Origin of the sequence: Streptomyces canus, assembly GCF_001514145.1 — a bacterium.
Lineage (GTDB): Bacteria > Actinomycetota > Actinomycetes > Streptomycetales > Streptomycetaceae > Streptomyces > Streptomyces canus.
This window is the reverse complement of record NZ_KQ948661.1, coordinates 472326-495424: the sequence shown is the minus strand read 5'-3', so window position 1 is coordinate 495424 and position 23099 is coordinate 472326. Positions and strand designations below refer to the sequence as shown.

At 70.7% G+C, this 23099-nt stretch carries 21 protein-coding genes; 16 read left to right on the top strand and 5 right to left on the bottom strand.

Going from position 1 to position 23099, the window contains the following annotated elements:
• The first annotated feature begins 40 nt into the window (after positions 1–40).
• Both AQJ46_RS21900 and AQJ46_RS21895 read left to right on the top strand, forming a co-directional pair.
• Complete coding sequence (locus AQJ46_RS21900; protein WP_059207196.1) at positions 41–439, top strand: OB-fold nucleic acid binding domain-containing protein; 399 nt, start codon at positions 41–43, stop codon at positions 437–439.
• A 3-nt stretch (positions 440–442) separates the two neighbouring features.
• Positions 443–1207: a DUF3159 domain-containing protein gene (locus AQJ46_RS21895; RefSeq protein WP_057611265.1), complete on the top strand. Its 765-nt coding sequence runs from the start codon at positions 443–445 to the stop codon at positions 1205–1207.
• 79 nt (positions 1208–1286) lie between these two features.
• On the opposite strand, the gene AQJ46_RS21890 is transcribed toward AQJ46_RS21895, so the two are convergent.
• The gene (locus AQJ46_RS21890) at positions 1287–1964 is read right to left on the bottom strand and encodes a potassium channel family protein (RefSeq protein WP_057611264.1); all 678 of its coding nucleotides are present in this window, start codon (positions 1962–1964) and stop codon (positions 1287–1289) included.
• Positions 1964–2635 (bottom strand): potassium channel family protein, encoded by a 672-nt coding sequence (locus AQJ46_RS21885; protein ID WP_057611263.1) that lies wholly within the window; start codon positions 2633–2635, stop codon positions 1964–1966. Before AQJ46_RS21885 ends, AQJ46_RS21890 begins: the two co-directional genes overlap by 1 nt.
• 381 nt (positions 2636–3016) lie before the next feature.
• Here AQJ46_RS21885 and AQJ46_RS21880 point away from each other — a divergent pair, with 381 nt between their 5' ends.
• Positions 3017–5065: an APC family permease gene (locus AQJ46_RS21880; protein ID WP_059207195.1), complete on the top strand. Its 2049-nt coding sequence runs from the start codon at positions 3017–3019 to the stop codon at positions 5063–5065.
• Positions 5066–5179: 114 nt separating this feature from the next.
• Entirely contained in the window at positions 5180–6508 is a 1329-nt protein-coding gene (locus tag AQJ46_RS21875; protein WP_059207194.1) for a class I SAM-dependent RNA methyltransferase, read from the top strand.
• Positions 6509–6650: 142 nt separating this feature from the next.
• On the opposite strand, the gene AQJ46_RS21870 is transcribed toward AQJ46_RS21875, so the two are convergent.
• Entirely contained in the window at positions 6651–7532 is an 882-nt protein-coding gene (locus AQJ46_RS21870; protein WP_079072379.1) for a helix-turn-helix domain-containing protein, read from the bottom strand.
• 186 nt (positions 7533–7718) lie between these two features.
• Here AQJ46_RS21870 and AQJ46_RS21865 point away from each other — a divergent pair, with 186 nt between their 5' ends.
• The 10 genes from AQJ46_RS21865 (at position 7719) to AQJ46_RS21820 (ending at position 18038) form a co-directional block, all read left to right on the top strand.
• The gene (locus AQJ46_RS21865; protein ID WP_059207193.1) at positions 7719–8735 is read left to right on the top strand and encodes a zinc-dependent alcohol dehydrogenase family protein; all 1017 of its coding nucleotides are present in this window, start codon (positions 7719–7721) and stop codon (positions 8733–8735) included.
• Positions 8736–8821: 86 nt separating this feature from the next.
• Positions 8822–9505, top strand: a complete 684-nt coding sequence (locus AQJ46_RS21860) for an SDR family NAD(P)-dependent oxidoreductase (protein ID WP_059207192.1) — start codon at positions 8822–8824, stop codon at positions 9503–9505.
• A gap of 20 nt (positions 9506–9525) precedes the next feature.
• A complete protein-coding gene (locus AQJ46_RS21855) occupies positions 9526–10038 on the top strand; it encodes a cyclophilin-like fold protein (protein WP_225887376.1) in 513 nt (170 codons plus the stop codon).
• 66 nt (positions 10039–10104) lie between these two features.
• Entirely contained in the window at positions 10105–11355 is a 1251-nt protein-coding gene (locus AQJ46_RS21850) for an MFS transporter (RefSeq protein WP_059207191.1), read from the top strand.
• A 91-nt stretch (positions 11356–11446) separates the two neighbouring features.
• The gene (locus AQJ46_RS21845) at positions 11447–12214 is read left to right on the top strand and encodes a glucose 1-dehydrogenase (protein ID WP_059207190.1); all 768 of its coding nucleotides are present in this window, start codon (positions 11447–11449) and stop codon (positions 12212–12214) included.
• A gap of 32 nt (positions 12215–12246) precedes the next feature.
• Positions 12247–12660: a (R)-mandelonitrile lyase gene (locus AQJ46_RS21840; protein WP_057611255.1), complete on the top strand. Its 414-nt coding sequence runs from the start codon at positions 12247–12249 to the stop codon at positions 12658–12660.
• 228 nt (positions 12661–12888) lie between these two features.
• The gene (locus tag AQJ46_RS21835) at positions 12889–13539 is read left to right on the top strand and encodes a (2Fe-2S)-binding protein (protein ID WP_059207189.1); all 651 of its coding nucleotides are present in this window, start codon (positions 12889–12891) and stop codon (positions 13537–13539) included.
• 12 nt (positions 13540–13551) lie between these two features.
• Positions 13552–14532, top strand: coding sequence for an FAD binding domain-containing protein (locus AQJ46_RS21830; protein ID WP_059207188.1), 981 nt, complete (start codon positions 13552–13554; stop codon positions 14530–14532).
• Positions 14529–16724 carry a xanthine dehydrogenase family protein molybdopterin-binding subunit gene (locus AQJ46_RS21825; protein ID WP_059207187.1) on the top strand — a complete coding sequence of 732 codons (2196 nt, stop codon included), beginning with the start codon at positions 14529–14531 and terminating at the stop codon, positions 16722–16724. The genes AQJ46_RS21830 and AQJ46_RS21825 overlap by 4 nt, the downstream gene beginning before the upstream one ends.
• A 162-nt stretch (positions 16725–16886) precedes the next feature.
• A complete protein-coding gene (locus AQJ46_RS21820) occupies positions 16887–18038 on the top strand; it encodes an XdhC family protein (RefSeq protein WP_059207186.1) in 1152 nt (383 codons plus the stop codon).
• A 7-nt stretch (positions 18039–18045) separates the two neighbouring features.
• Here the strand turns inward: AQJ46_RS21820 and AQJ46_RS21815 are convergent, their stop codons facing one another.
• Positions 18046–19518, bottom strand: a complete 1473-nt coding sequence (locus AQJ46_RS21815; RefSeq protein ID WP_059207185.1) for an APC family permease — start codon at positions 19516–19518, stop codon at positions 18046–18048.
• Positions 19519–19571: 53 nt separating this feature from the next.
• Positions 19572–20294, bottom strand: a complete 723-nt coding sequence (locus AQJ46_RS21810; protein WP_059207184.1) for a FadR/GntR family transcriptional regulator — start codon at positions 20292–20294, stop codon at positions 19572–19574.
• A 138-nt stretch (positions 20295–20432) separates the two neighbouring features.
• On the opposite strand from AQJ46_RS21810, the gene AQJ46_RS21805 reads away from it, so the two are divergent.
• Both AQJ46_RS21805 and AQJ46_RS21800 read left to right on the top strand, forming a co-directional pair.
• Positions 20433–21860, top strand: a complete 1428-nt coding sequence (locus AQJ46_RS21805; RefSeq protein ID WP_059207183.1) for an amino acid permease — start codon at positions 20433–20435, stop codon at positions 21858–21860.
• A 44-nt stretch (positions 21861–21904) separates the two neighbouring features.
• Positions 21905–23080, top strand: coding sequence for a pyridoxal phosphate-dependent aminotransferase (locus AQJ46_RS21800; protein ID WP_107117309.1), 1176 nt, complete (start codon positions 21905–21907; stop codon positions 23078–23080).
• Positions 23081–23099: the final 19 nt, after the last annotated feature.

Sequence of the window (23099 nt, the reverse complement as noted above, 5' to 3'; positions counted from 1 at the left end):
GGGTACAACGCTGTCGGCGCACCCCGGTAGGCTTTCGGATATGAGTGCTGTTCCGCGTTCCGAGAAGCCGGTGGGCCGGTTCCGGCGCATGCTCGACCGGCTCTCCTCGTCGCAGGAGGACCTGGAGTCCGAGGAGCTGCGGGAGGACACCGAGACCACCGGCTGCACCCGTATTGGCGACTGTCACGACCGCCAGATCGTGACCGTTACTGGTACCTTGCGCACGGTCACCCTGCGGCCGCGCGCGGGCGTCCCGGCCCTGGAGGCCGAGCTGTTCGACGGGTCCGCCGCCCTGGACGTGGTGTGGCTCGGCAGGCGCTCCATCGTCGGGATAGAGCCGGGGCGCAAGCTGATCGCCTCCGGGCGGATCTCGATGAGCCGGGGCCGCCGGGTGCTGTTCAATCCGAAATACGAACTCCGACCCGTGGGACGGGAGTAGCCGGTGACGTCTCTCGACAAGCCGACCGAAGACACTCAGACCGATGACGCGCGGGCGGTGACCGAGGCGGCCCTGTTCGAGGCGTTCGGCGGCGTCCGGGGCATGGTCGAGACGGTTCTGCCGGGCCTGCTCTTCGTCACGATCTTCACGATCAACAAGGATCTGCACCTGTCGGCGATCGCCGCGCTCGCGGTGTCGCTGCTGCTGGTCGTGGTCCGCCTGGTGATGCGGGACACCGTGAAGCACGCCTTCAGCGGTGTCTTCGGCGTCGCCTTCGGTGTCGTCTTCGCGATGATGACGGGCAACGCCAAGAACTTCTATCTGCCGGGCATGCTGTACACGCTGGGCCTCGGCCTGGCGTACGTCATCACGACGCTCGCGGGTGTGCCGCTGATGGGGCTCATCCTCGGCCCGGTCTTCAAGGAGAACCTCTCCTGGCGGACCCGCAACCCGGGCCGCAAGAAGGCGTACTCCAAGGCCAGTTACGCCTGGGGCGGGATCCTGCTCGCCAAGTGCGCGATCCTCTTCCCCCTGTACTGGTGGGCCGACACCGCTCAGCTCGGCTGGGTGCTGGTCGCCCTCAAGATCCCGCCCTTCCTGCTGGCCGTCTGGCTGACCTGGGTCTTCCTCGCGAAGGCACCGGCTCCGATCGACGTGTTCGCGGAGATGGAGGCGGAGGAGAAGGCCGAGGAGGAGCGCAAGGCGGCGCAGGCCGCGGAGCGTGGGGACACGGAGGCCACGGCCGGGCGGCACCGGCGCGAGGCGTAGTTCCCGGTACTTCGGTTACGACGACGGAGGGCGCCCAGCGTGTGCGGGGCGCCCTCCGTCGTCGTAGCCCTCGAAGACCTCAGCCCGTCGCGTCCTCGCGGCGCACCGACAGCAGGTCCTCCAGTTGTTCCTCGCGGGCCTGGGCGGCCACGAAGAGGAGTTCGTCGCCCGCCTCCAGGGAGTCCTCCCGCGACGGGGTGAGGACGCGGGTGCCGCGGATGATGGTGACCAGGGAGGTGTCCTCGGGCCACTCCACGTCGCCGACCGTCGTGCCGGCCAGGGCCGACTCCTCCGGCAGGGTCAGCTCGACCAGGTTCGCGTCGCCGTGGCTGAAGCGGAGCAGGCGGACCAGGTCGCCGACGCTCACCGCCTCCTCGACCAGGGCGGACATCAGGCGCGGGGTGGAGACGGCGACGTCCACGCCCCAGGACTCGTTGAACAGCCACTCGTTCTTCGGGTTGTTCACCCGGGCGACGACCCGCGGGACGCCGTACTCCGTCTTCGCCAGCAGGGAGACGACCAGGTTGACCTTGTCGTCGCCCGTCGCGGCGATCACCACGTTGCAGCGCTGGAGCGCGGCCTCGTCCAGGGAGGTGATCTCGCAGGCGTCGGCGAGCAGCCACTCCGCCTGCGGGACGCGCTCGACCGAGATGGCGGTCGGCGCCTTGTCGATGAGAAGGACCTCGTGGCCGTTCTCCAGCAGTTCGCCCGCGATCGAGCGGCCGACCGCACCGGCACCGGCAATGGCGACCCTCATCAGTGACCGCTCTCCTCTTCGGGGCCCTCGGCGAAGGACGCCTCGACCTTCTCGATGTCGTCCGTCCGCATCATCACGTGGACCAGGTCGCCCTCCTGGAGGACGGTCTGCGAGGTGGGCAGGATCGCCTCGCCGAGGCGGGTCAGGAACGCCACGCGGACGCCCGTCTCCTCCTGCATCTTGCTGATCTTGTGGCCGACCCAGGCGGTCGAGGCGTGCACCTCGGCCAACTGGACACCGCCGGTGGGATCGCGCCACAACGGCTCCGCGCCGGACGGCAGCAGCCGGCGCAGCATCTGGTCCGCGGTCCAGCGGACCGTGGCCACCGTCGGGATGCCGAGGCGCTGGTAGACCTCGGCGCGCCGGGGGTCGTAGATCCGGGCCGCGACGTTCTCGATGCCGAACATCTCGCGGGCCACACGGGCGGCGATGATGTTGGAGTTGTCGCCGCTGGAGACCGCGGCGAAGGCGCCCGCCTCCTCGATGCCCGCCTCGCGCAGGGTGTCCTGATCGAAGCCGACCCCGGTGACACGGCGACCGCCGAAACCGGAGCCCAGTCGTCGGAAGGCGGTGGGGTCCTGGTCGATCACGGCGACCGTGTGCCCCTGTTGCTCCAGGGTCTGGGCGAGAGCGGAACCCACTCTCCCGCAGCCCATGATGACGATGTGCACGACCGTCCTTCCGGTGTCAATAAGTACTGCTCAGCCACATCAGGGTCTCAGACCGACGCCCAAGCTACACACGGGCGGTAGGACGACGGCACCCCCGTGCACGGTTGCCCTGACTTCGTGTCCGTCAGCGGCGGCTGATGCTGCGGACGCTCGCGAGCGTCAGGATGCCGAGGCCGACGAGGGCGGCCGCGGCGCCGATCAGCTCTGCGGTCGTGTGCATGGGACCTCCGGGGACAGTGAGGGGCGGGGTCTTGTCATATAGGCATGCCACTTCGCTCACCTGCGGAATCCGTAGCCGGAGCGTGTCCGGATTTCACCCGGAGAGCAGATGCGGGGTGCCGGGTGGTTGCTCGCCCGTTCGAACGCTTACGCTTCACTGTTGTGTCCAAACTGACCGACGTGCCCAAGCGGATCCTGATCGGGCGCGCACTGCGCAGTGATCGGCTCGGCGAAACGCTCCTGCCGAAGCGCATCGCCCTCCCTGTCTTCGCCTCCGACCCGCTGTCCTCCGTGGCGTACGCGCCGGGCGAGGTGCTGCTGGTCCTGTCCATCGCGGGCGTGTCGGCCTATCACTTCAGCCCCTGGATCGCGCTCGCGGTCGTCGTGCTGATGTTCACGGTGGTCGCTTCCTACCGGCAGAACGTGCACGCCTACCCGAGCGGTGGCGGCGACTACGAGGTGGCCAACACCAACCTCGGCCCCAGGGCGGGGCTCACGGTCGCCAGCGCGCTGCTCGTCGACTACGTCCTCACCGTCGCCGTCTCCATCGCCTCCGGCATCGAGAACCTCGGCTCCGCGATCCCCTTCGTGGTCGAGCACAAGGTCCCCTGCGCGATCGCCGTGATCGTGCTGCTCACGCTGATGAACCTGCGCGGGGTCAAGGAGTCCGGCTCGCTCTTCGCGATCCCGACCTACGTCTTCGTCGCGGGCGTCTTCATCATGATCGCGTGGGGTGCGTTCCGCGGGCTGGTCCTTGACGACACCATGCGGGCACCGACGGCGGGGTACGAGATCAAGGCCGAGCACCAGGGCCTGGCGGGCTTCGCCCTCGTCTTCCTCCTGCTGCGCGCCTTCTCCTCCGGCTGTGCCGCACTCACCGGCGTCGAGGCGATCTCCAACGGTGTGCCGGCCTTCCGCAAGCCCAAGTCGAAGAACGCGGCGAGCACGCTCGCGGCGATGGGCCTGCTCGCCGTCACCATGTTCTGCGGGATCATCGCGTTGGCCATGGTCACCAAGGTCCGCATGGCCGAGAACCCGGCCGTCGACCTGCTCCACAACGGCGTCGCGCTCGGCTCCGGCTACGTGCAGAACCCGGTGATCTCCCAGGTCGCCGAGGCCGTCTTCGGCAAGGGCAGCTTCCTGTTCATCGTGCTGGCCGCGGCCACCGCACTGGTGCTGTTCCTCGCCGCGAACACCGCCTACAACGGCTTCCCGCTGCTCGGCTCGATCCTCGCCCAGGACCGCTACCTCCCGCGCCAGCTGCACACCCGCGGCGACCGCCTCGCCTTCTCCAACGGCATCGTGCTGCTGGCCGGTGCGGCCGGACTCCTGGTGTGGATCTACGGCGCCGACTCGACCCGGCTGATCCAGCTCTACATCGTCGGCGTGTTCGTGTCCTTCACGCTCAGCCAGACCGGCATGGTCCGGCACTGGAACCGCCACCTGGCCACCGAGAAGGACGCCGCGAAGCGCAGCCACATGGTCCGCTCCCGCGCGATCAACGCCTTCGGCGCCTTCTTCACCGGGCTCGTCCTGGTCGTCGTCCTGGTCACCAAGTTCACCCACGGCGCCTGGGTGGCGCTGCTCGGGATGTGCATCTTCTACGCGACGATGACGGCGATCCGGAAGCACTACGACCGGGTCTCCGAGGAACTCGCGGCGCCCGAGGGCCCGAGCGACGACAGCCTGCGGCCGTCCCGCGTCCACTCCGTCGTCCTGATCTCCAAGATCCACCGCCCGGCGCTGCGGGCGCTGGCGTACGCCAAGCTGATGCGCTCGGACTCGCTGGAGGCGCTGAGCGTCAACGTCGACCCGGCCGAGACCAAGGCACTGCGCGCCGAGTGGGAACGGCGCGGGATCGACGTACCCCTGAAGGTCCTGGACTCGCCGTACCGCGAGATCACGCGGCCGATCATCGACTACGTGAAGGGGCTGCGAAAGGAGTCGCCGCGGGACGCGGTGTCCGTGATCATCCCCGAGTACGTGGTCGGCCACTGGTACGAGCATCTGCTGCACAACCAGAGCGCGCTACGGCTCAAGGGCCGGCTGCTGTTCACGCCGGGGGTCATGGTGACCTCGGTGCCCTACCAGCTCCAGTCCTCGGAGGCGGCGAAGAACCGGGCCCGCAGGCGGCAGGAGTGGAACGCGCCCGGCTCGGTGCGGCGCGGTCCGGCCGAGCAGCGGGCGAAGGAGACGCCGGCGCCGAAGTAGACTGGATGGCTGTCGTCTCGGCCGCTCAGCTTTTGTGTCCGGCCGATTCGTGTCCGGTCGTTTCACGGCCGGCCGCGTTCCCCTTTCCCCTTGACGTTGTGGAGTCACCCCGCCATGCAGGCAGAACCGAAGAAATCGCTGGTGGGGCTGGAGTTCGAAGTCGAGATCGGCCCCGTCGCGCACGGCGGGCACTGCATCGCCCGCACGGACGACGGCCAGGTGCTGTTCGTCCGGCACACGCTGCCCGGTGAGCGGGTCGTGGCCAGGGTGACGGAGGGCGAGGAGGGGGCGCGTTTCCTGCGCGCGGACGCGGTGTCGGTTCTGGAGCCGTCCAAGGACCGCATCGAGGCGCCCTGCCCTTACGCCGGTCCCGGCCGCTGCGGCGGCTGCGACTGGCAGCACGCCAAGCCCGGTGCCCAGCGGCGTCTCAAGGGCGAGGTGGTCGCCGAGCAGCTGAAGCGGCTCGCGGGCCTCACCCCCGAGGAAGCCGGCTGGGACGGCACGGTGATGCCGGCCGAGGGCGACAAACTGCCGGCGGGCGAGGTGCCTGCCTGGCGCACCCGTGTGCAGTACGCGGTGGACGCCGACGGCAACGCCGGTCTGCGCCGCCACCGTTCGCACGAGGTGGAGCCGATCGAGCACTGCATGATCGCCGCGCCAGGCGTGAGCGAGCTGGGCATCGAGGACCGCGACTGGTCCGGGATGGCGTCCGTGGAGGCGATCGCGGCGACGGGATCCCAGGACCGCATGGTCATCCTGGAGCCCCGGCCGGGAGCCCGCCTGCCCCTCGTGGAACTCGACAAGCCCGTCTCCGTCATGCGCGTCGAGGAGAAGGACGGCGGCATCCACCGCGTCCACGGCCGCGCCTTCGTGCGCGAGCGGGCCGACGGCCGCACCCACCGGGTGGGCAGCGGCGGCTTCTGGCAGGTCCACCCGCAGGCGGCCGACACCCTGGTGAAGGCGGTCATGCAGGGCCTGCTGCCGCGCAAGGGCGAGATGGCGCTCGACCTGTACTGCGGTGTGGGGCTGTTCGCGGGAGCGCTGGCCGACCGCCTCGGCGACAAGGGCGCGGTCCTCGGCATCGAGTCCGGCAAGCGCGCGGTCGAGGACGCCCGGCACAACCTCGCCGACTTCGACCGGGTGCGGATCGAGCAGGGCAAGGTGGAGGCCGTGCTGCCGCGCACCGGGATCACGGAGGTCGACCTGATCGTGCTGGACCCGCCGCGCGCGGGGGCCGGCCGCAAGACCGTCGAGCACCTGTCGTCCCTGGGCGCGCGGCGCATCGCGTACGTCGCCTGCGATCCGGCCGCGCTGGCGCGGGACCTGGGGTACTTCCGGGACGGGGGGTACCGGGTGCGGACGCTCCGGGTGTTCGACCTGTTTCCGATGACGCATCACGTGGAGTGCGTGGCGGTGCTGGAGCCTGTGGTGAAGGGTGCCTGACCCGCGCGCCCTCATGTTCTGACGGGTCGTCGGGCCGCCGCCGCGAGCACGCTGGTCATGCGCTTCGCCGGTTCCACGCCCGCGCCGGCCTCTCTGTGGGTCAGGCACGACCGCCGGTCGTTCCTGCGGCGGTCCGTCGTGGTCAGCCGAGGGGGGAGGAGGCCGGCAGGTTCTGGTCGGCGGCCCAGGAGGCCAGGATCCGCAGCCGCTCGTGGGTGGGGGAGCCGGGCGCGGCCGTCCAGACGGTCAGGTGCTGGTCGGGATCGGTGTTGGCGGTGAGGGTGTCCCAGTCCAGGACGAGTTCGCCGACGCCCGGATGGTTCAGGGTCTTCGTGCCCACCGTGCGTGCGGCGACGCGGTGATCGCCCCACCATTGGGCGAACTGCTTGTCCCGCATGGACAGTTCGCCGACCAGCTCGATCAGGCGAGGGTCCTCGGGATACTTCGCGGCTTCCATCCGCAACTGTGCCACGGCGATGTGCGCCGAGGTCTTCCAGTCCGCGTACAGGCTGCGCATCACAGGATCCGTGAAGATGATCCGCGGGTAATTGCGGTGCTTTTCCGGGATCCGGGAGAAGTCGGTGACCAGTGCGGCGGCCAGCGCGTTCCAGGCGAGGATGTCCCCGCGCCGGCCCTGCACGATGGCCGGGGTGGCGGTGAGGTCGTCCAGGACGCGCTGCAACTGCGGCTGGACCTTCTGCCGGCCGCGCCGCCGGCTGCGGCCGGTGGTCTTGCCCGCGAGTTGGAAGAGGTAGCCGCGCTCGTCGTCATCCAGATGGAGTACCTGGGCGAGGACATCCAGCACGGGCGCCGACGCCTGCATACGGCCCTGTTCGAGACGGGTGTAGTAGTCGGTGCTGATGCTGGCGAGCTGGGCGACCTCCTCACGGCGCAGCCCGGCCACCCGGCGGGGCTTGCCGGTCTCGGGCAGTCCGACCGTGCGCGGGCTCAGCTCGGAGCGGCGCTTCTTGAGGAATTCTCCCAGCTCATTGAGGGGAACGTTGGCGGTCATGCTTCCCAGCATGACACCGATTCCACTCGGGAAAGGGGGGAGAGTTTACTCCCAGGATGTTCTCCTCCCAGGATGAATTCCTCCGCTTTTCGCGCCTGCCCTCGCATGTGAGGCTCGATATCGAGCAGCCGATTGCGAGCAGCCCATCGCGATCACCGGCTGCGGCTCACCGACCCTCGCACCGAAGGAAGCATCCCCATGCGCGGAGCAGTCATCTACGCCCCTGGCGACGTACGCCTCGAGGAGCTGGACGCCCCGAAGATCATCAACCCGACCGACGCGGTGATCCGCACGGTCGCCACCTGTGTGTGCGGCTCTGATCTGTGGCCCTACCGCGGAGCAGAACCCATCGGCGACCCGCACCCGATGGGGCACGAGTACGTCGGCATCGTCGAGGAGGTCGGGAGCGAGGTCGCCCACGTCAGGCCGGGCCAGTTCGTCGTCGGGTCGTTCGCCACCTCGGACAACACCTGCGCCAACTGCCGTAACGGCTGGCAGTCCTCCTGTCTGCACCGCGAGTTCATGAGCACCTGTCAGGCCGACTACGTGCGCATCCCCAACGCCCACGGCACCCTCGTCGCCACCGACGAGCACCCGGACGCCGAGCTGGTACCGAGCCTGCTCGCCGTCTCCGACGTGATGGGCACCGGCTGGTACGCCGCTCTCGCGGCCGAGGTGAAGCCCGGCTCCACCGCCGTGGTCGTCGGTGACGGGGCGGTCGGTCTGTGCGGGGTCATCGCCGCCAAGGAGCTGGGGGCCGAGCGGATCATCGCCATGAGCCGCCACGACTCCCGGCAGAAGCTCGCCCTGGAGTTCGGCGCCACCGACATCGTCGCCGAGCGCGGCGACGAAGGCATCGCCCGCGTCAAGGACCTCACCGGAGGGATCGGCGCCGACTCCGTGCTGGAGTGCGTCGGCACCGCGGAGTCGATGCGGCAGGCCCTGAGCTCCACACGACCCGGCGGCAACGTCGGCTTCGTCGGCGTCCCGCACGAGGTGGCGGTCGACGGCCAGGAACTCTTCTTCTCCCACGTCGGGCTGCGCGGCGGCCCCGCACCCGTGCGCCGCTACCTGCCCGACCTCGTCGACCGTGTCCTCACCGGCCGGATCAACCCGGGCAAGGTCTTCGACCTCACCCTGCCCCTCGACCAGGTCGCCGAGGGCTACAAGGCCATGGACGAACGCCGCGCCATCAAGACCCTCCTCAAGCCCTGAGCGCAGACGCGTCCACACCCGGGGGCCACACCGCGGCGGTGCGGCCACGGGACCGGCAACCACCCCAGCTCGCACAAGGACTGACCATGACGACCTTCGCGCTCATCGGCGCCGGCCCCGGTCTCGGCCTGGCCACCGCCCGCCGCTTCGGCATCGCCGGCCACGCCGTCGCCCTCATCGCCCGCAACGCGGGGCGCCTGGAGGAGATGACCACCGAGCTGGCCCGCGACGGCATCCGGGCCCGCGGCTTCACCGCCGACGTGCTCGACGTCGAGTCGCTGACAGCGGCCCTGTACGCGGCCGCGACCGCGCTGGGGTCCATCGAGATCCTGCAGTACAGCCCGGTGCCCCGCGCCGACTTCATGAAGCAGGTTCTCGACACCGGTGCCGACGACCTCGACGCGCCGCTCGCCTTTTCCGTCAAGGGCCCGGTCACCGCGGTGAACGCCGTCCTGCCCGGCATGCGCGAACTCGGCCGCGGCACGCTGCTGTTCGTCAACGGCGGCAGCGCCGTACGCCCCAACCCGAACGTCGCCGGCACCTCGATCGCCTTCGCCGCCGAAAGCGCCTACGCCCGCATGCTCCACGACACGCTCGCCCCGGAGAACATCCACGCCGCCCAGCTGATCATCCCCGGCGCCATCCGGCCCGACGCCGAGCACAACAGCCCCGATGTGCTGGCGCAGCGGCTGTACGACATCCACCAGCAGCGGGACGGCTTCCGCCACTACTCCGAGCCCCTGCCTGGTCAGCCATTGGAAGACGCGTGAATCCCGCATCCCTTCGCGCTTTGACCCGCGGAGTCCCGGCCGCCGTCCTGCTGCTCGTCGCCACCGCCTGCACCAGCGATTCCCCGGCCGCCTCCGCCTCCACGTCGCCACGGGCTTCGACAGCTCCGGCCGCCACCACATCACCCGCCAGGACAGCCGCCATGGACATCCGGCTCACGCTCAACGGCCACCGCATCGCCGCCACGCTGAACGACAGCGCCACCGCCCGCGACTTCGCCGCCCAGCTCCCGCTCACCTTGTCGCTGCGCGACTTCCACCAGGCCGAGAAGATCGCCGACCTGCCGCGAGAGCTGTCCACCTCCGGAGCCCCGGAAGGCGCCGACCCCGAGATCGGCGACCTGGCGTACTACGCGCCCTGGAACCAGCTGGCCACCTACTACCGCGACGCCCCCTACGCGGCCGGACTGGTCCCCCTCGGGCGCATGGACCGGAGCGGCGTGGAACAGCTCGCCACCGCCGACGAGATCACCATCGACGTCGCGCCCGGCGCGGGCCACCGCTCAGGGCGCTGAGCCGGCCGGGCTCGCCGCGCGGGCCACCACGATCCCCCGATTTCCACGCAAGGAGAGACCACACGTATGCCTTCCGAGTCCGGGACCACCCCCGGCAGGCTTCCCTTCGTCGTCTGGGTGCTCGCCGCAGGCACGTTCCTGATGGGGACCACCGAGTTCGTCGTCGCCGGTCTGCTGCCGGAGTTGGCCGGTGACCTCGGAGTCGGCGTTTCCCACGCCGGGCTGCTGATCACCGCCTTCGCCGTCGGCATGATCATCGGGGCGCCGACCATGGCCATGGCGACGCTGCGCCTTCCTCAACGTCAGACGCTCGTCCTGGCCCTGTCCGTGTTCTGCCTCGGACATCTGGTGGCAGCCCTGAGTACGTCCTTCACCGTCGTTCTCCTGGCCCGCGTCGTCACGGCTCTGGCCACCGGAGCGTTCTGGTCCGTCGGCTTCGTCGTCGCCACCACCGCTGCCGGCCCGCGCAACGCCACGCGCGCCACGGGCGTCATGATCGGGGGCCTGACCCTGGCCAACGTCGTCGGCGTGCCGATCGGCTCCTTCGCCGGCCAGTTCACCGGCTGGCGCGGCCCCTTCTGGGCGCTGGCCGTCCTCTCAGGGCTTGCCGCCGTGTTCATCGGCCGCTTCATCCCGGACCGGGAACAGCGCGTCGAGGTGTCCCTCCGGGCCGAGGTCCGGGCGTTGCGGCAGGGCCGGTTGTGGCTGGCGCTCGGCGCCGCGATGCTGATCATGGGTGGGGTCCTGGCGACGTACACCTATGTCACGCCGCTGCTGACCGAACGCGCAGGGATCCCCGCAGGTGCCGTGCCGCTCGTCCTGATCGCCTTCGGTTTCGGCGCGCTGTGCGGTACCACCACGGGAGGCCGCCTGGGTGACCGACGTCCGATGGTCACCACCGTCACAGCCGCCGCGGCCACCGCCCTGGTCCTGCTCCTGATGATCCCGCTGTCCGGCAACCCGGTGACGGCCACCTTCCTTGTCTTCCTCATGGGCCTGACCGGTTTCACGGTCAACCCGGTGGTCACCGCCCTCGCCATGCGCTTCGCCGGCGACGCGCCCACCCTCACCTCGGCGTTGACCACCTCCGCCTTCAACACGGGTATCGCCGCCGGTTCACTGATCGCCGGTACGGCCCTGGACTCCTCCCTCGGCCTGACTGGTCCGCCCCTGGTCGGCGCCGTCATCGCCGCCCTGACGCTCGTCCCGCTGATCGCTCTCGCCGTCAGCGGCACATCGTCCGTGACGCGGATCGTCGCCCGGCGCACCGCCTTTGCCCGACGCGAGGAGCCCGCGCAGGTGCCGTCGCAGTTCTGACTCGCTGGTCGTCGACGGCTGCCAGACGGTCAGACGGCGGATCGGCAGGACACCGGAAAGCACTTCACAGCACTCGAACGGAGACCACGACGTGAATCCCACCTACGACTTCAGCGGCCAGGTCGCCTTCGTCACCGGCGCCGGCGCAGGTATGGGCCTGGCCACCGCCCGCGCGTTCGCCGCGTCCGGAGCCGCCGTCGCCCTCACCGACACCGACGAAGCGGCTCTGAACGCGGCCGCGACGGAACTCACCGACGCCGGCCACCAGGCCCTCGCCCTCATGTGTGACGTCAGCGACGAGGACCAGGTCGCCGCCGCGGTCGACCGGACCGTGGAGACCTTCGGCCGCCTCGACATGGCTTACAACAACGCCGGCATCCAGATCCCGCCCAGCGACGCCGCCGAGGAACCCGCCGAGCGGTTCGACCGCGTCAACGCCGTCAACCTCCGCGGTGTCTGGGCCTGCATGAAACACGAACTGCGCCACATGCGCGCCCAGGGCAGCGGCGCCATCGTCAACTGCTCCTCCCTGGGCGGACTGGTCGGCCTCCCCGGCCGCGCCTCGTACCACGCCTCCAAGCACGGAGTGATCGGCCTGACCTCCAGCGCCGCCCTCGAATACGCCCCGCGGGGCGTCCGCGTCAACGCCGTCTGCCCGGGCACCATCGACACCCCCATGGTCAGCGACATGATCGCCAAGGGAGAACTCGACCGCGCCGAGGCCGAGGCCAACCAGCCGATCAACCGGCTCGGCACCGCCGAGGAAATCGCACAGGCCGTCCTGTGGCTGTGCAGCCCGGGAGCGGGCTTCGTCATCGGCGTCGCCCTTCCCGTGGACGGCGGCTACGTGGCCCGCTAGGGACCACTCATCGACAACACCGGAGAGACACCATGGAATTCATCGAGCAGCAGCCCAGCAGCAAGGCCCCGGCGGACTGGTTCACCGGCGACGTGTGGTGGGACGTCATCGTGGCCGGCCGGGCCCCGTCCAGGATGCGCGCCAACCTGGTCCGCTTCTCGCCGGGCGCCCGCACCAACTGGCACTCCCACGCCCTGGGCCAGACCCTGCACGTCGTTTCCGGCATCGCCCTGATCGGCACCCGGGACGGCACCGTCTTCGAGGCCCACCCCGGCGAGACCGTCGCGTGCCCGCCGAACGAGGAGCACTGGCACGGCGCCGCCCCCGACCGGTTCATGGAGCACATCGCCCTGTGGGAGGGCACGGACGACGGGACCTCCGAGACCGCCTGGTCCGAGCCGGTCACGGACCAGCAGTACAACGGCCCGCGTACCCGCAACGAGTAGCCCCGGCCGCGCGAAAACGCCTCCAGGACGTCGGCTACCCGCTCCTGACGGAGCGTAAAGGGGGAGGAAAGTCTCCCTGCCACGAGCGGTGCCGGTGGTGCGAGACTCCCGGGGTGAGCGATCGCCGCCCAAGCGCGCGGTTGCCCGATTCCCCGCGGTGACGACGATCCCAGTCTCCCGTCCCGCTGTTGTGTACGGCCGATCCGTCAGCGATACGAAGGCGTACGTATGTCAACTGAACTCCCCGAACCTGCCGCTCCACCCCCCACCGGAGACGGTGAGTCCTCCCAAGCGCCCACGCGGCGCACGTTCATCGCCACCAGCACCGCGGTCGGTGGTGCCGTCGTCGCGGGCGGCGTCATCGGAGGCGCGCTCCTCGCCGACCCGGAGGCAGCGACGGCCGCCGAGAGCCCGCCGTCCAGCCGTGTCTCCCTGACGGTCAACGGCACCCGCCACACCGTGACGGTCGACAACCGCACCTCGCTGCTGGACCTGCTCCGCGAGCACCTCGGCCTCACGGGCTCCAAGAAGGGCTGCAACGCCGGGGCCTGCGGTGCGTGCACCGTCCTGGTCGACGGGCAGCGGCACAACGCCTGCCTGACGCTCGCGGTCCGACTGGAGGCAGCGGAGGTCACCACGGTCGAGGGCCTGGCCGAGGGCGATCAACTCCACCCGCTGCAGCAGGCGTTCATCGACCAGGACGCCTTTCAGTGCGGCTACTGCACCCCCGGGCAGATCGTCTCCGGTGTCGGCTGCATCCAGGAGGGTCACACCGGCTCGCCGGAGGAGATCCGGGAGTGGATGAGCGGCAACATCTGCCGCTGCGGCTGCTACGTCAAGATCGTGCGCGCGGTGGAGCAGACCGCGGGCCGGAAGTGAGGATCGGCCGCCATGCATCCCTTCTCCTACACCCGCGCCGCCGACACCCGCGAGGCCCTCGACGCCGGTCGCCGCGGCGGGCGTTACCTCGCCGGGGGCACCACCCTGGTCGACCTCATGCGGGAGACCGTCGAACGCCCCGAGACCCTCGTCGACATCACCGGCCTGCCGCTGAGCGAGATCACCGTCACCGAGCGCGGGGGCTTGCGCATCGGCGCCCTGGTGACCCTGTCCGAGGCCGCCGCCCACGCCAAGGTGCGCACCCTGTATCCCGTCGTCTCCGAGGCGCTGGAGCTGAGCGCGTCGGCCCAGCTGCGGAACATGGCGACCATCGGCGGCAACATCATGCAGCGCACCCGCTGCACGTACTTCCGGGACGTGACAGCCGACTGCAACAAGCGTGAGCCCGGCTCCGGTTGCGCCGCGCTGCACGGCGTCAACCGCACCCACGCCATCCTCGGGACCTCCGACGCCTGCGTGGCCACCCACCCGTCCGATGCCGCCGTGGCCTTCGCCGCCCTGGAGGCGCGGGTGCACCTGCTGGGCCCGGACGGGGCACGCCAAGTTCCCTTCGCTGACTTCCTGTTGCCGCCCGGCCGCACCCCACAACGCGAACAGGCCCTGCGCAAAGGTGAGTTGATCACCGCGGTGGAGATCCCCGCACTTCCGCGCCCGTTCAGGTCCGGCTATCTGAAGGTGCGTGACCGGCAGTCGTACGAGTTCGCCCTGACGTCGGCGGCCGTCGCGCTGCACGTCAGCGGCGGGGTGATCCGCGAGGCCAAGGTCGCCGCCGGGGGAGTGGGCACCGTGCCCTGGAAGCTGCCCGGCGTCGAGCGGCACCTCCTCGGTGAGCGCCCCTCGGGGGCCCTCTGGTCGGCCGCTGCCGCGAAGGCGGCGGACGGCGCCCGTCCCCTGCAGCACAACCGCTTCAAGGTCGAGCTGCTCAAGCGCACCGTCGAACGCCAGCTGCGCGTCGTAGGAGGTACCACGTGAGCCCCCAGCCGCAGGCAGCCGTGGGCGCGCCGCTGTCCCGGGTGGACGGCCGGCTCAAGGTCACCGGACAGGCGCTGTACGCCGCCGAGCACGTGGTCGACGGGGCGGTGCACGCCGTCATCGTCGACAGCGGCATCGGCCGCGGCCGCATCACATCGATCGACACCGTCGCCGCCGAAGCCCTTCCGGGCGTACTGAAGGTGCTGCACCACCGCAACGCGCCGAAGCTGCCGTACCGCGACAACTCCGGGTCGAACAACCCGCCCGGCCGGCGACTCCGCGTCTTCCAGGACGACCGCGTCCGCTTCCACGGCCAGCCGGTCGCCGTCGTGGTGGCCACCACCCTGGAGGCCGCACAGCACGGCGCGAGCCTGGTCAAGGTCGGCTACGACGCCGAACAGCCCTCGACCGACCTCGCCGAGGCCGAGCCGGACGAGCCGACCACCTACGCGCGCGGCGACGCCGAAGCGGCCCTGCGCTCAGCGGCCGTACGGCTGGACCTGACGTACCGCACCGCGCGCAACCACCACAACCCGATGGAGCCGCACGCCACCATCGCCCGCTGGAACGGCGACAAGCTCACCGTCTGGGACAAGACCCAGTGGGTGGTGGGCACGCAGACCGAACTCGCCGCGGTGTTCGGCCTGGACACGGCCGCGGTGCGCGTCATCTCACCGTTCGTCGGCGGTGGTTTCGGCACAGCGCTGCGCTGCTGGCCGCACGTGGTCGTCGCCGCGCTGGCCGCCCGCGAGACGAAGCGCCCGGTCAAGCTGGTCCTGAGCCGCAAGCAGATGTACCTCGGTACCGGTTTCCGGCCCTCCTACGAGTACCACCTGCGCCTCGGCAGCGACCGGCGCGGCCGTCTGACCGCCGCGGTGCACGAGCTGGACGCCGAGACGTCGTCGTACGAAACGTTCACCGAGTCCGTCCTGGCAGCCGGGCAGATGCTCTACAGCATGCCCAACGTGACCCAGAGGTACCGGACGGTGCCGCTGGATCTGCCCACGCCGCTGTACATGCGCGGCCCTGGCTTCCAGACGGCCTCCTTCGTCATCGAGTCGGCCATGGACGAACTCGCCCACAGGCTCGGCGTCGACCCGATCGAGCTGCGCCGGCGCAACGAGCCGTCGGATGACGAGTCGTCAGGGCTGCCGTTCTCGACGCGCCGGCTGCGTGAGTGCTACGCCGTCGGCGCCCGCGAGTTCGGCTGGCACCGCCGCGATCCCGAGCCCCGCGCCACGCGCGAGGGGGACTGGCTGATCGGCAGGGGCATGGCCGCCGGCGTCTACGACACCGCGCGCATGCCCGCCCAGGCCCGTGCCCGGCTCGACGCTGACGGCACCGCGCTGGTGGATGCCGCCGCCACCGACATGGGCCCGGGTACGTACACCTCGCAGACCCAGGTCGCGGCCGATGCCCTCGGACTCACCGTGCGCACGGTCACCTTCCGGCTGGGGGACTCCTTGTACCCGCCGACCCCACCCCACGGCGGCTCGATGACCATGGCCAGCGTCGGCTCCGCCACCCTCGACGCCTGCAACAAGGTCCGCCGTCAGGCGATCCGACTGGCCGTCGAGGACCGCGAGTCGCCGCTGTACGGGGTGGCGGCAGCCGATGTCGTGGTGCGGGGCGGCCGACTGCACATGAAGGACGATCCCACGCGCGGGGAGACGTACCGCCGACTGCTGGCCCGCAACGACCGCACCCACCTCGAAGCGGACGGCTCCTTCGCGCCTCCGTCGGGCCCCGAGCGGCACTCCTTCTACGGCTACAACGCCACCTTCGCCGAAGTGGCCGTCGACGCGACGCTCGGCCTGGTGCGGGTGCGGCGCGTACTCGGCGTGTACGACGCGGGCCGCATCATCAGCCCCAAGCTCGCCGACAGCCAGGCCCTCGGCGGCATGGTCGGCGGCATCGGCACGGCCCTGCTGGAGCACACGGTCACCGACCACCGCGACGGGCGGATCGTCAACGCCAACCTCGCCGACTACCTCGTGCCCGTCAACGCCGACATCCCCGACCTGAAGGCGATCTACCTGGACGGGGAGGACCGCGAGGCCGACCCGCTCGGCGTCAAGGGCCTCGGAGAGCTCGTGATGATCGGGGTGGCGCCCGCCATCGCCAACGCGGTCTTCCACGCCACCGGCCGCCGCATCCGTGAACTGCCCATCACCGCGGAGGCGTTGCTCTGATCCACGGACTCCGTTCCGGCGCAGTGCACACCGCCCGTCCGGCAGCCTGCCCCGTCCTGCCCGGAGGCTGCCGGACCTCCCAGGGCCGCCGCCGCGTGACGTTTCCCCGCGTCGTGGCGGCGGCCCGCTCACCTTCCCGTCCTGGTCCCGCCGTGGAGAACCATGCTGAACATCGCGGACACACTGCACCGCTGGTGCCGCGAGGCACGCCCCTTCGCCCTGGCCACCGTCGTCGACGTCACCGGAAGCGCACCCCTGCCCGTCGGTACGTCGGTCGCGGTGGACGAGGACGGCGACGCCGTCGGCAGCATCTCCGGCGGCTGCGTGGAGGGCGCGGTCTACGAGCTGTGCCGACAGGTCCTGCATGACCGAGGTGCCCCCCAGCGCGCCTCGTTCGGCTACTCCGATGACGACGCCCTCGCCGTCGGACTGACCTGCGGCGGCGAACTCGACGTCCTCGTCCAGCGCATCGACCCCGCGACCCGGCCGCACCTCGGCGACGCCCTCGCCGAGGTCGTCCACAGCCGACCGGCTGCCGTGGCGCAGGTCGTCGACGGCCCTGACGACCTCCTCGGGCCGTCCCTCGGCGTCTTCGGCGACGACGATTCCGCCCACGGGCGTGTGGACGGCGGTCCGGCGGACCGGGCGGTGGCCGACCGGGCCAGGGCTCTGCTGCGGGCCGGCCGCACCGCCCGCGTCGACATCGGGGGGACGGGGGACGGGTGCCCCGAGCGCCTGTCCGTCCTGATCCACGTGGCGGCCGCCCGGCCCCGCATGCTGATCTTCGGCGCGGTCGACTTCGCCGCCGCCCTCAGCCGGGCCGGCCGTTTCCTGGGCTACCGGGTCACCGTCTGCGACGCCCGCCCCGTCTTCGCCACCGCGGCACGCTTCCCGCACGCGGACGAGGTCGCGGTCGACTGGCCCCACCGCTACCTGGAACGCACCGAGGTGGACGGTCGCACGGCCGTCTGCGTCCTCACCCACGACGCCAAGTTCGACATCCCCCTGCTGCGCCTGGCACTCGACCTGCCCGTCTCCTACGTGGGGGCCATGGGCTCCCGGCGCACCCACGACGAACGCCTGCGCCTCCTGCGCGAGCAGGGCGTCACGGAAGACCGCCTGGCCCGGCTGCGTTCCCCGCTCGGCCTCGACCTCGGAGCCCGCACGCCCGAGGAGACGGCCGTCTCCATCACCGCGGAGATCATCGCCCAGGCCCACCAGGGCACGGGCCGCCCCCTGACCCGGACCACCGGCCCGATCCACCGGGCCCCGACGGTGACGAGCGGAGAACTCGACGGCCGGCTCGGTCGCTGACCCCGGCTCACTCCGCGTCCGCCACCACCGATCCCACTCGCTCCGCGAGGCTCGGGTCCCGGCGGACCAGGAGGGTCGCGTAGCCGATGGCCGCCAGCAGCGTGGCCAGGGCGGCGTACGGGAACCAGCTGTACGGGGCCGGCTGGCCGGGCTTGGCCAGGTAGTACAGGGGGACCAGGATGGCGAGGGCGCCGATCGCGGGCAGGACGAGGTGGCGGACGGGCCGGAACTCCTGGGGGCGGTATCGGCGGTAGTACAGGGGGAGGGCGATGTTGGACGCCAGGTAGACCAGCAGGATCAGGATGGCGCCCAGACTGGAGGACTCCGTGAAGAAGACCACGGGGTTCATCGGACCGCCGCCGGAGCCGAGCAGATGGCCCAGGCCCCAGCCGCCGATGATCAGCAGCGCGGTGACGGCGAAGGTGACGATCGCGTTGTTCGGCGTACGGCGCGTGGGATGGACGTAGCCGAAGAAGGACGGCAGCAGTCCCTCGCGCCCGGCGTTGAAGACCAGGCGGGCCTGGGAGTTGATGCCCGCGATCAGTACGCCGAGGGTGGAGGTCAGGCCGCCCACGTAGGCGAGGAACGCCAGCGCGCCGAGGGTGTGCTGGGCGACGTCGATGAACGGGATGGGGGAGGCGCCGAGCCGGTCCAGGTCGTAGCCGAAGCCGGTCACCGTGGCGTAGGAGAAGAGGATGTAGCTCACCGTCATGATCGCGACCGAGGAGAACACCGCGCGGCCGACGTTGCGCCGTGGGTTCTCCGTCTCCTCGGCGAGGGCCGCCGAGTTCTCCCAGCCGATGAACAGGTACACCGCCAGCGGGAATCCGGCCGCGAGCCCCTTGAGGCCGTGGGTGAGGTGGCCGGGCAGGAACGGGGCGGCGGAGAGGGCGCCGCGATGCTCGACGATCGCCGCGACCGAGACCACGACGAGCACCAGCATCTCCACGCCGAAGAAGTAGCCGGCCCACTTGGTGGAGACGACGATCCCGCGCAGCATCAGCACCACCGAGCAACCGGTGAGCAGCAGCGTCCAGATGATCCACGGCACGTCCACACCCATGTAGTGGTGCAGGGTGATCTGGACGAAGCCACCCGAGATCGCGATCACCGAGGCCATCGCGATGATGTAGCCGAGGCCGGCCAGCAGGGCCGTGGTCACCGCGCTGACCGGACCGAAGGTCTTGCCGACGAAGGTGGTGAAGCTGCCCGCCGAGGGGTGGGCCCGGGAGAACTCGGCCAGCGTGTTGCCGAGCAGCGCGACGGCCACCCCCGCCGCCACGATGGTCAGCGGGGACGCGATCCCCGCGGTGGTGGCGAGGAAGGCGAAGCCGAAGAAGAAGCTCATCGCCGGACCGACGTTGGCCATCGTGGCGGCGGCGATGTCCGCCATGCCGAGGACACCGCCGCGCAGCCGCTGCGGCGCGCCCCGGGCGGGGCCCGACGTCGACGAGGGGCCGACAGGTCCGGGTACCGGCATGGGACAGCTCCTTCAGCGGGGTCGGCGGCACAGGAAAGGGGGAGAAGTGATCACTACAGGCCGGCGTGCCGGTGCGCCTTCACCGCGTGTACCGCCGGGTCCATCGCGCCGCGGGTGAGTTCGTCGAGCAGGTCGGCGTGGCAGCGGTTGCGGGCCCGTACGACCGAAGGGGCGGGCGCGGGCCCCAGCAGGCACTGGCGGCCGAGCAGGTCGGCGGCGAACTCACGGATCCCGGCGCCGCCGAGCGCCTCGGCCAGGTCGAGGTGGAAGCGAGTCTCCAGTTCGAGCAGCCGGGCCGGGTCCTCGGCCAGGTCCAGTTCCTCGACCAGGGTGTGCAGTCCGTCGAGCCGTCCGTCCGGGACCTCACCCGCGCCGTGCGACACGAGACCGCATTCGAGCAGCAGATGGAAGGACTCCAGCGAGGCCGTCTCGTCGGCGTCGTGCAGCACGGCGACGACCGTGTCCCAGTCGGCCGCGACGAAGGTGCCGCCCGACCGGCCCCGACGGCGGTCGAGCAGGCCGTCCTGGCACATGGCCTCCAGCGCGCGACGCACGGTGATCTCACTGATCCCCAGTTCCTCGGCGAGGACGCCCGCGTCCGGCAGCCGGTCGCCCGGCGCCACGGACCTCAGCCGTATCCGCAGGGCGATCCTGGAACGGACGAGTTCGGCTCCCGTGGTGCCCCGGCCGGCCAGGACGCGGGTGTCCCACACCCCGCCGACCTGCGCGGGCACCGCCTGGTTGTAGGGCCCGAACTTGCCCGCTGCGTTCACCACCACGCCACCCTAACGGCCTGCTGAGCGAAGTTACGGGGGACGCCGGCACGGCGTGCTCTGCATGTACGGAAAATAGAGCAACATGAACAGTTAAACAAGACTGTTTTTTCTGATCGTGCTGAACTAATTTCCCGGTCCATGACTGCAACCCTCCCCGAAACCCCTCCCGCTCAGTCCGGTGGCCTGCAGGCCGGACTCAAGAACCGCCACCTGTCGATGATCGCGATCGGCGGCGTCATCGGCGCCGGCCTGTTCGTCGGCTCCGGCTCCGGCATCGCCGCCGCCGGCCCCGGCATCCTCGTCTCGTACGCCCTCGTCGGCGTCCTCGTCGTCCTCGTGATGCGCATGCTCGGCGAGATGGCCGCGGCCAACCCCACCTCGGGCTCGTTCTCCGCCTACGCCGACCGCGCGCTGGGCCGCTGGGCCGGCTTCACCATCGGCTGGCTGTACTGGTTCTTCTGGGTCGTGGTGCTCGCCGTCGAGGCGACCGCCGGGGCCAAGATCCTGGCCGGCTGGATGCCGGCGGTCCCGCAGTGGGGCTGGGCCCTGATCGTCATGGTCGTCCTGACCGCCACCAACCTGGTCTCGGTCAGCTCCTACGGCGAGTTCGAGTTCTGGTTCGCCGGCATCAAGGTCGTCGCGATCGCCGCGTTCATCGTGGTCGGAGGGCTCGCGATCTTCGGGCTGCTGCCCGGCTCCGACCACCCGGCCTCCGGTTTCTCCAACCTCACCGTGCACGGCGGCTTCCTGCCCAACGGCCCCGGAGCGATCCTCACCGGCGTCCTGATGGTGGTCTTCTCCTTCATGGGCAGCGAGATCGTCACCCTCGCCGCGGGTGAGACCGCCGACCCGCGGGCTGCCGTCACCAAGGCCACCAACAGCGTGATCTGGCGGATCGCGGTGTTCTACCTGGGCTCGATCCTGATCGTGGTGTCGCTGCTGCGCTGGGACGACCCGGCCATCCTCAAGGACGGCTCGTACGTCGCCGCCCTCAGCTCCATCGGCATCCCGCACGCCGCCCAGATCATGAACGCCATCGTGCTGACCTCCGTGCTCTCCTGCCTCAACTCCGGCCTGTACACGGCCTCGCGCATGGCCTTCTCGCTCGGCCGCCGCAGCGACGCCCCGGCCGCGTTCGGGCGGACCACGGGCCGCGGTGTGCCGCAGGCGGCCATCCTGGCCTCGGTGGTCTTCGGTTTCGTCGCGGTCGCCTTCAACTACCTGTGGCCCGACACGGTCTTCCAGTTCCTGCTCAACTCCTCCGGTGCGATCGCCCTGTTCGTCTGGCTGGTGATCTGCTTCTCCCAGCTGCGGATGCGCAAGATCATCCAGCGGGAGTCGCCGGAGAAGCTGGTCGTCCGGATGTGGCTCTACCCCTACCTCACCTGGGCCACCATCGCCCTGATCACCTTCGTCCTGGGCTACATGCTCACCGACACCGCGGACGGCGGAGGCCGCGACCAGGTCGTCCTGTCCACCCTGGTCGCCCTGGCCGTGGTGGTCTACGCGGTGATACGCCAACGCCGGGCCGCCCGGACCGAGCCGCAGCTCTCCAAGCAGGTCTGACCTGCGGTTTCTCTGGCCTTCGTCGACTTTGGCATGATTCCCGCATGAGGATCTCGCAGCGCGCCCAGTCCGTCGCGCCGTTCTACGCCATGGAGTTCGGCAAGCACGCCGCGGCGCTGGAGGCCGAGGGGCACCGCGTCGTCAAGCTCAGTCTCGGGGAACCGGACTTCGGGGCGCCGCCGGCCGTGCTGGACGCGCTGCGGGGGGCCGTGGGCAGCAGGCCCATGACGTACACGGGGGCGCTCGGGCTGCCCGAACTGCGGCAGGCCATAGCGCGGTTCTACGGCGATCAGCACGGCGTCGACGTCGCTCCGGGCCGGGTCGTCGTGACCGCGGGGGCGTCGGCGGCGCTGGTGCTGGGCGCCGCCGCCCTCGTCGACCCGGGGGACGAGGTGCTCATCGCCGACCCGTCCTACCCCTGCAACCGGCAGATCGCCGAGAGCTTCGGGGCGCGGGTCACCCTCGTGCCCACAAGCGCCGAGTCGCGGTACCAGCTGGACACGGCCTCCGTGGGGTCGTACTGGACGGACCGCACCCGCGGGATCATGGTCGCCAGCCCCTCCAACCCGACCGGCACCTCCGTCCCGGCCGACGAGCTGGCGGCCATCTGCGAGCTCGCCCGGGAGCGGGACGCCTGGCGGATCGTCGACGAGATCTACCTCGACCTCGGCGATCACGACGCGCAGGGCCGGCCGCCGCGCAGTGTGCTGTCGTACGACCAGGAAGCCGTCGTCATCAACAGCTTCTCCAAGTACTTCGGGATGACCGGCTGGCGGCTGGGCTGGTGTGTCGTGCCCGAGGCGCTGGTGCCCGCGCTGGAGCGGCTGGCCCAGAACTACATGATCTGTGCCTCCACCCCCGCCCAGTACGCCGCGCTCGCGTGTTTCACGCCCGGGTCGCTCGCCGTGTGCGAGGAGCGGCGGGCCGAGTTCGGGCGGCGGCGGGCGCTCGTCCTCGAGGGCCTGGAGCAGATCGGGCTGCCGGTGCCCGTGCCGCCCGACGGGGCGTTCTACGTGTACTTCGACGTCAGCGGCACCGGGCTCAGCTCCTGGGAGTTCTGCGGACGGGCGCTCCAGGAGGCGCACGTGGCCCTCACACCGGGGCGGGACTTCGGGGTCGGGACCGCCGAGACCCATGTACGTCTGTCCTACGCGGCCTCGGCCGACGAACTGCGCGAGGGGATCGCGCGGCTCGGGAAGTTCGTGGCCACGCTCGCCTAGACATGGCTTGCCCAGGCAT

Excerpts from the sequence above, each read along its gene's own strand:
- AQJ46_RS21900 (WP_059207196.1), top strand. The coding sequence starts at position 41 with ATGAGTGCTGTTCCGCGTTCCGAGAAGCCGGTGGGCCGGTTCCGGCGC.
- AQJ46_RS21890 (WP_057611264.1), bottom strand. The coding sequence starts at position 1,964 with ATGAGGGTCGCCATTGCCGGTGCCGGTGCGGTCGGCCGCTCGATCGCG.
- AQJ46_RS21875 (WP_059207194.1), top strand. The coding sequence starts at position 5,180 with ATGCAGGCAGAACCGAAGAAATCGCTGGTGGGGCTGGAGTTCGAAGTC.
- AQJ46_RS21870 (WP_079072379.1), bottom strand. The coding sequence starts at position 7,532 with ATGCTGGGAAGCATGACCGCCAACGTTCCCCTCAATGAGCTGGGAGAA.
- AQJ46_RS21865 (WP_059207193.1), top strand. The coding sequence starts at position 7,719 with ATGCGCGGAGCAGTCATCTACGCCCCTGGCGACGTACGCCTCGAGGAG.
- AQJ46_RS21860 (WP_059207192.1), top strand. The coding sequence starts at position 8,822 with ATGACGACCTTCGCGCTCATCGGCGCCGGCCCCGGTCTCGGCCTGGCC.
- AQJ46_RS21850 (WP_059207191.1), top strand. The coding sequence starts at position 10,105 with ATGCCTTCCGAGTCCGGGACCACCCCCGGCAGGCTTCCCTTCGTCGTC.
- AQJ46_RS21840 (WP_057611255.1), top strand. The coding sequence starts at position 12,247 with ATGGAATTCATCGAGCAGCAGCCCAGCAGCAAGGCCCCGGCGGACTGG.
- AQJ46_RS21835 (WP_059207189.1), top strand. The coding sequence starts at position 12,889 with ATGTCAACTGAACTCCCCGAACCTGCCGCTCCACCCCCCACCGGAGAC.
- AQJ46_RS21830 (WP_059207188.1), top strand. The coding sequence starts at position 13,552 with ATGCATCCCTTCTCCTACACCCGCGCCGCCGACACCCGCGAGGCCCTC.
- AQJ46_RS21820 (WP_059207186.1), top strand. The coding sequence starts at position 16,887 with ATGCTGAACATCGCGGACACACTGCACCGCTGGTGCCGCGAGGCACGC.
- AQJ46_RS21815 (WP_059207185.1), bottom strand. The coding sequence starts at position 19,518 with ATGCCGGTACCCGGACCTGTCGGCCCCTCGTCGACGTCGGGCCCCGCC.
- AQJ46_RS21805 (WP_059207183.1), top strand. The coding sequence starts at position 20,433 with ATGACTGCAACCCTCCCCGAAACCCCTCCCGCTCAGTCCGGTGGCCTG.
- AQJ46_RS21800 (WP_107117309.1), top strand. The coding sequence starts at position 21,905 with ATGAGGATCTCGCAGCGCGCCCAGTCCGTCGCGCCGTTCTACGCCATG.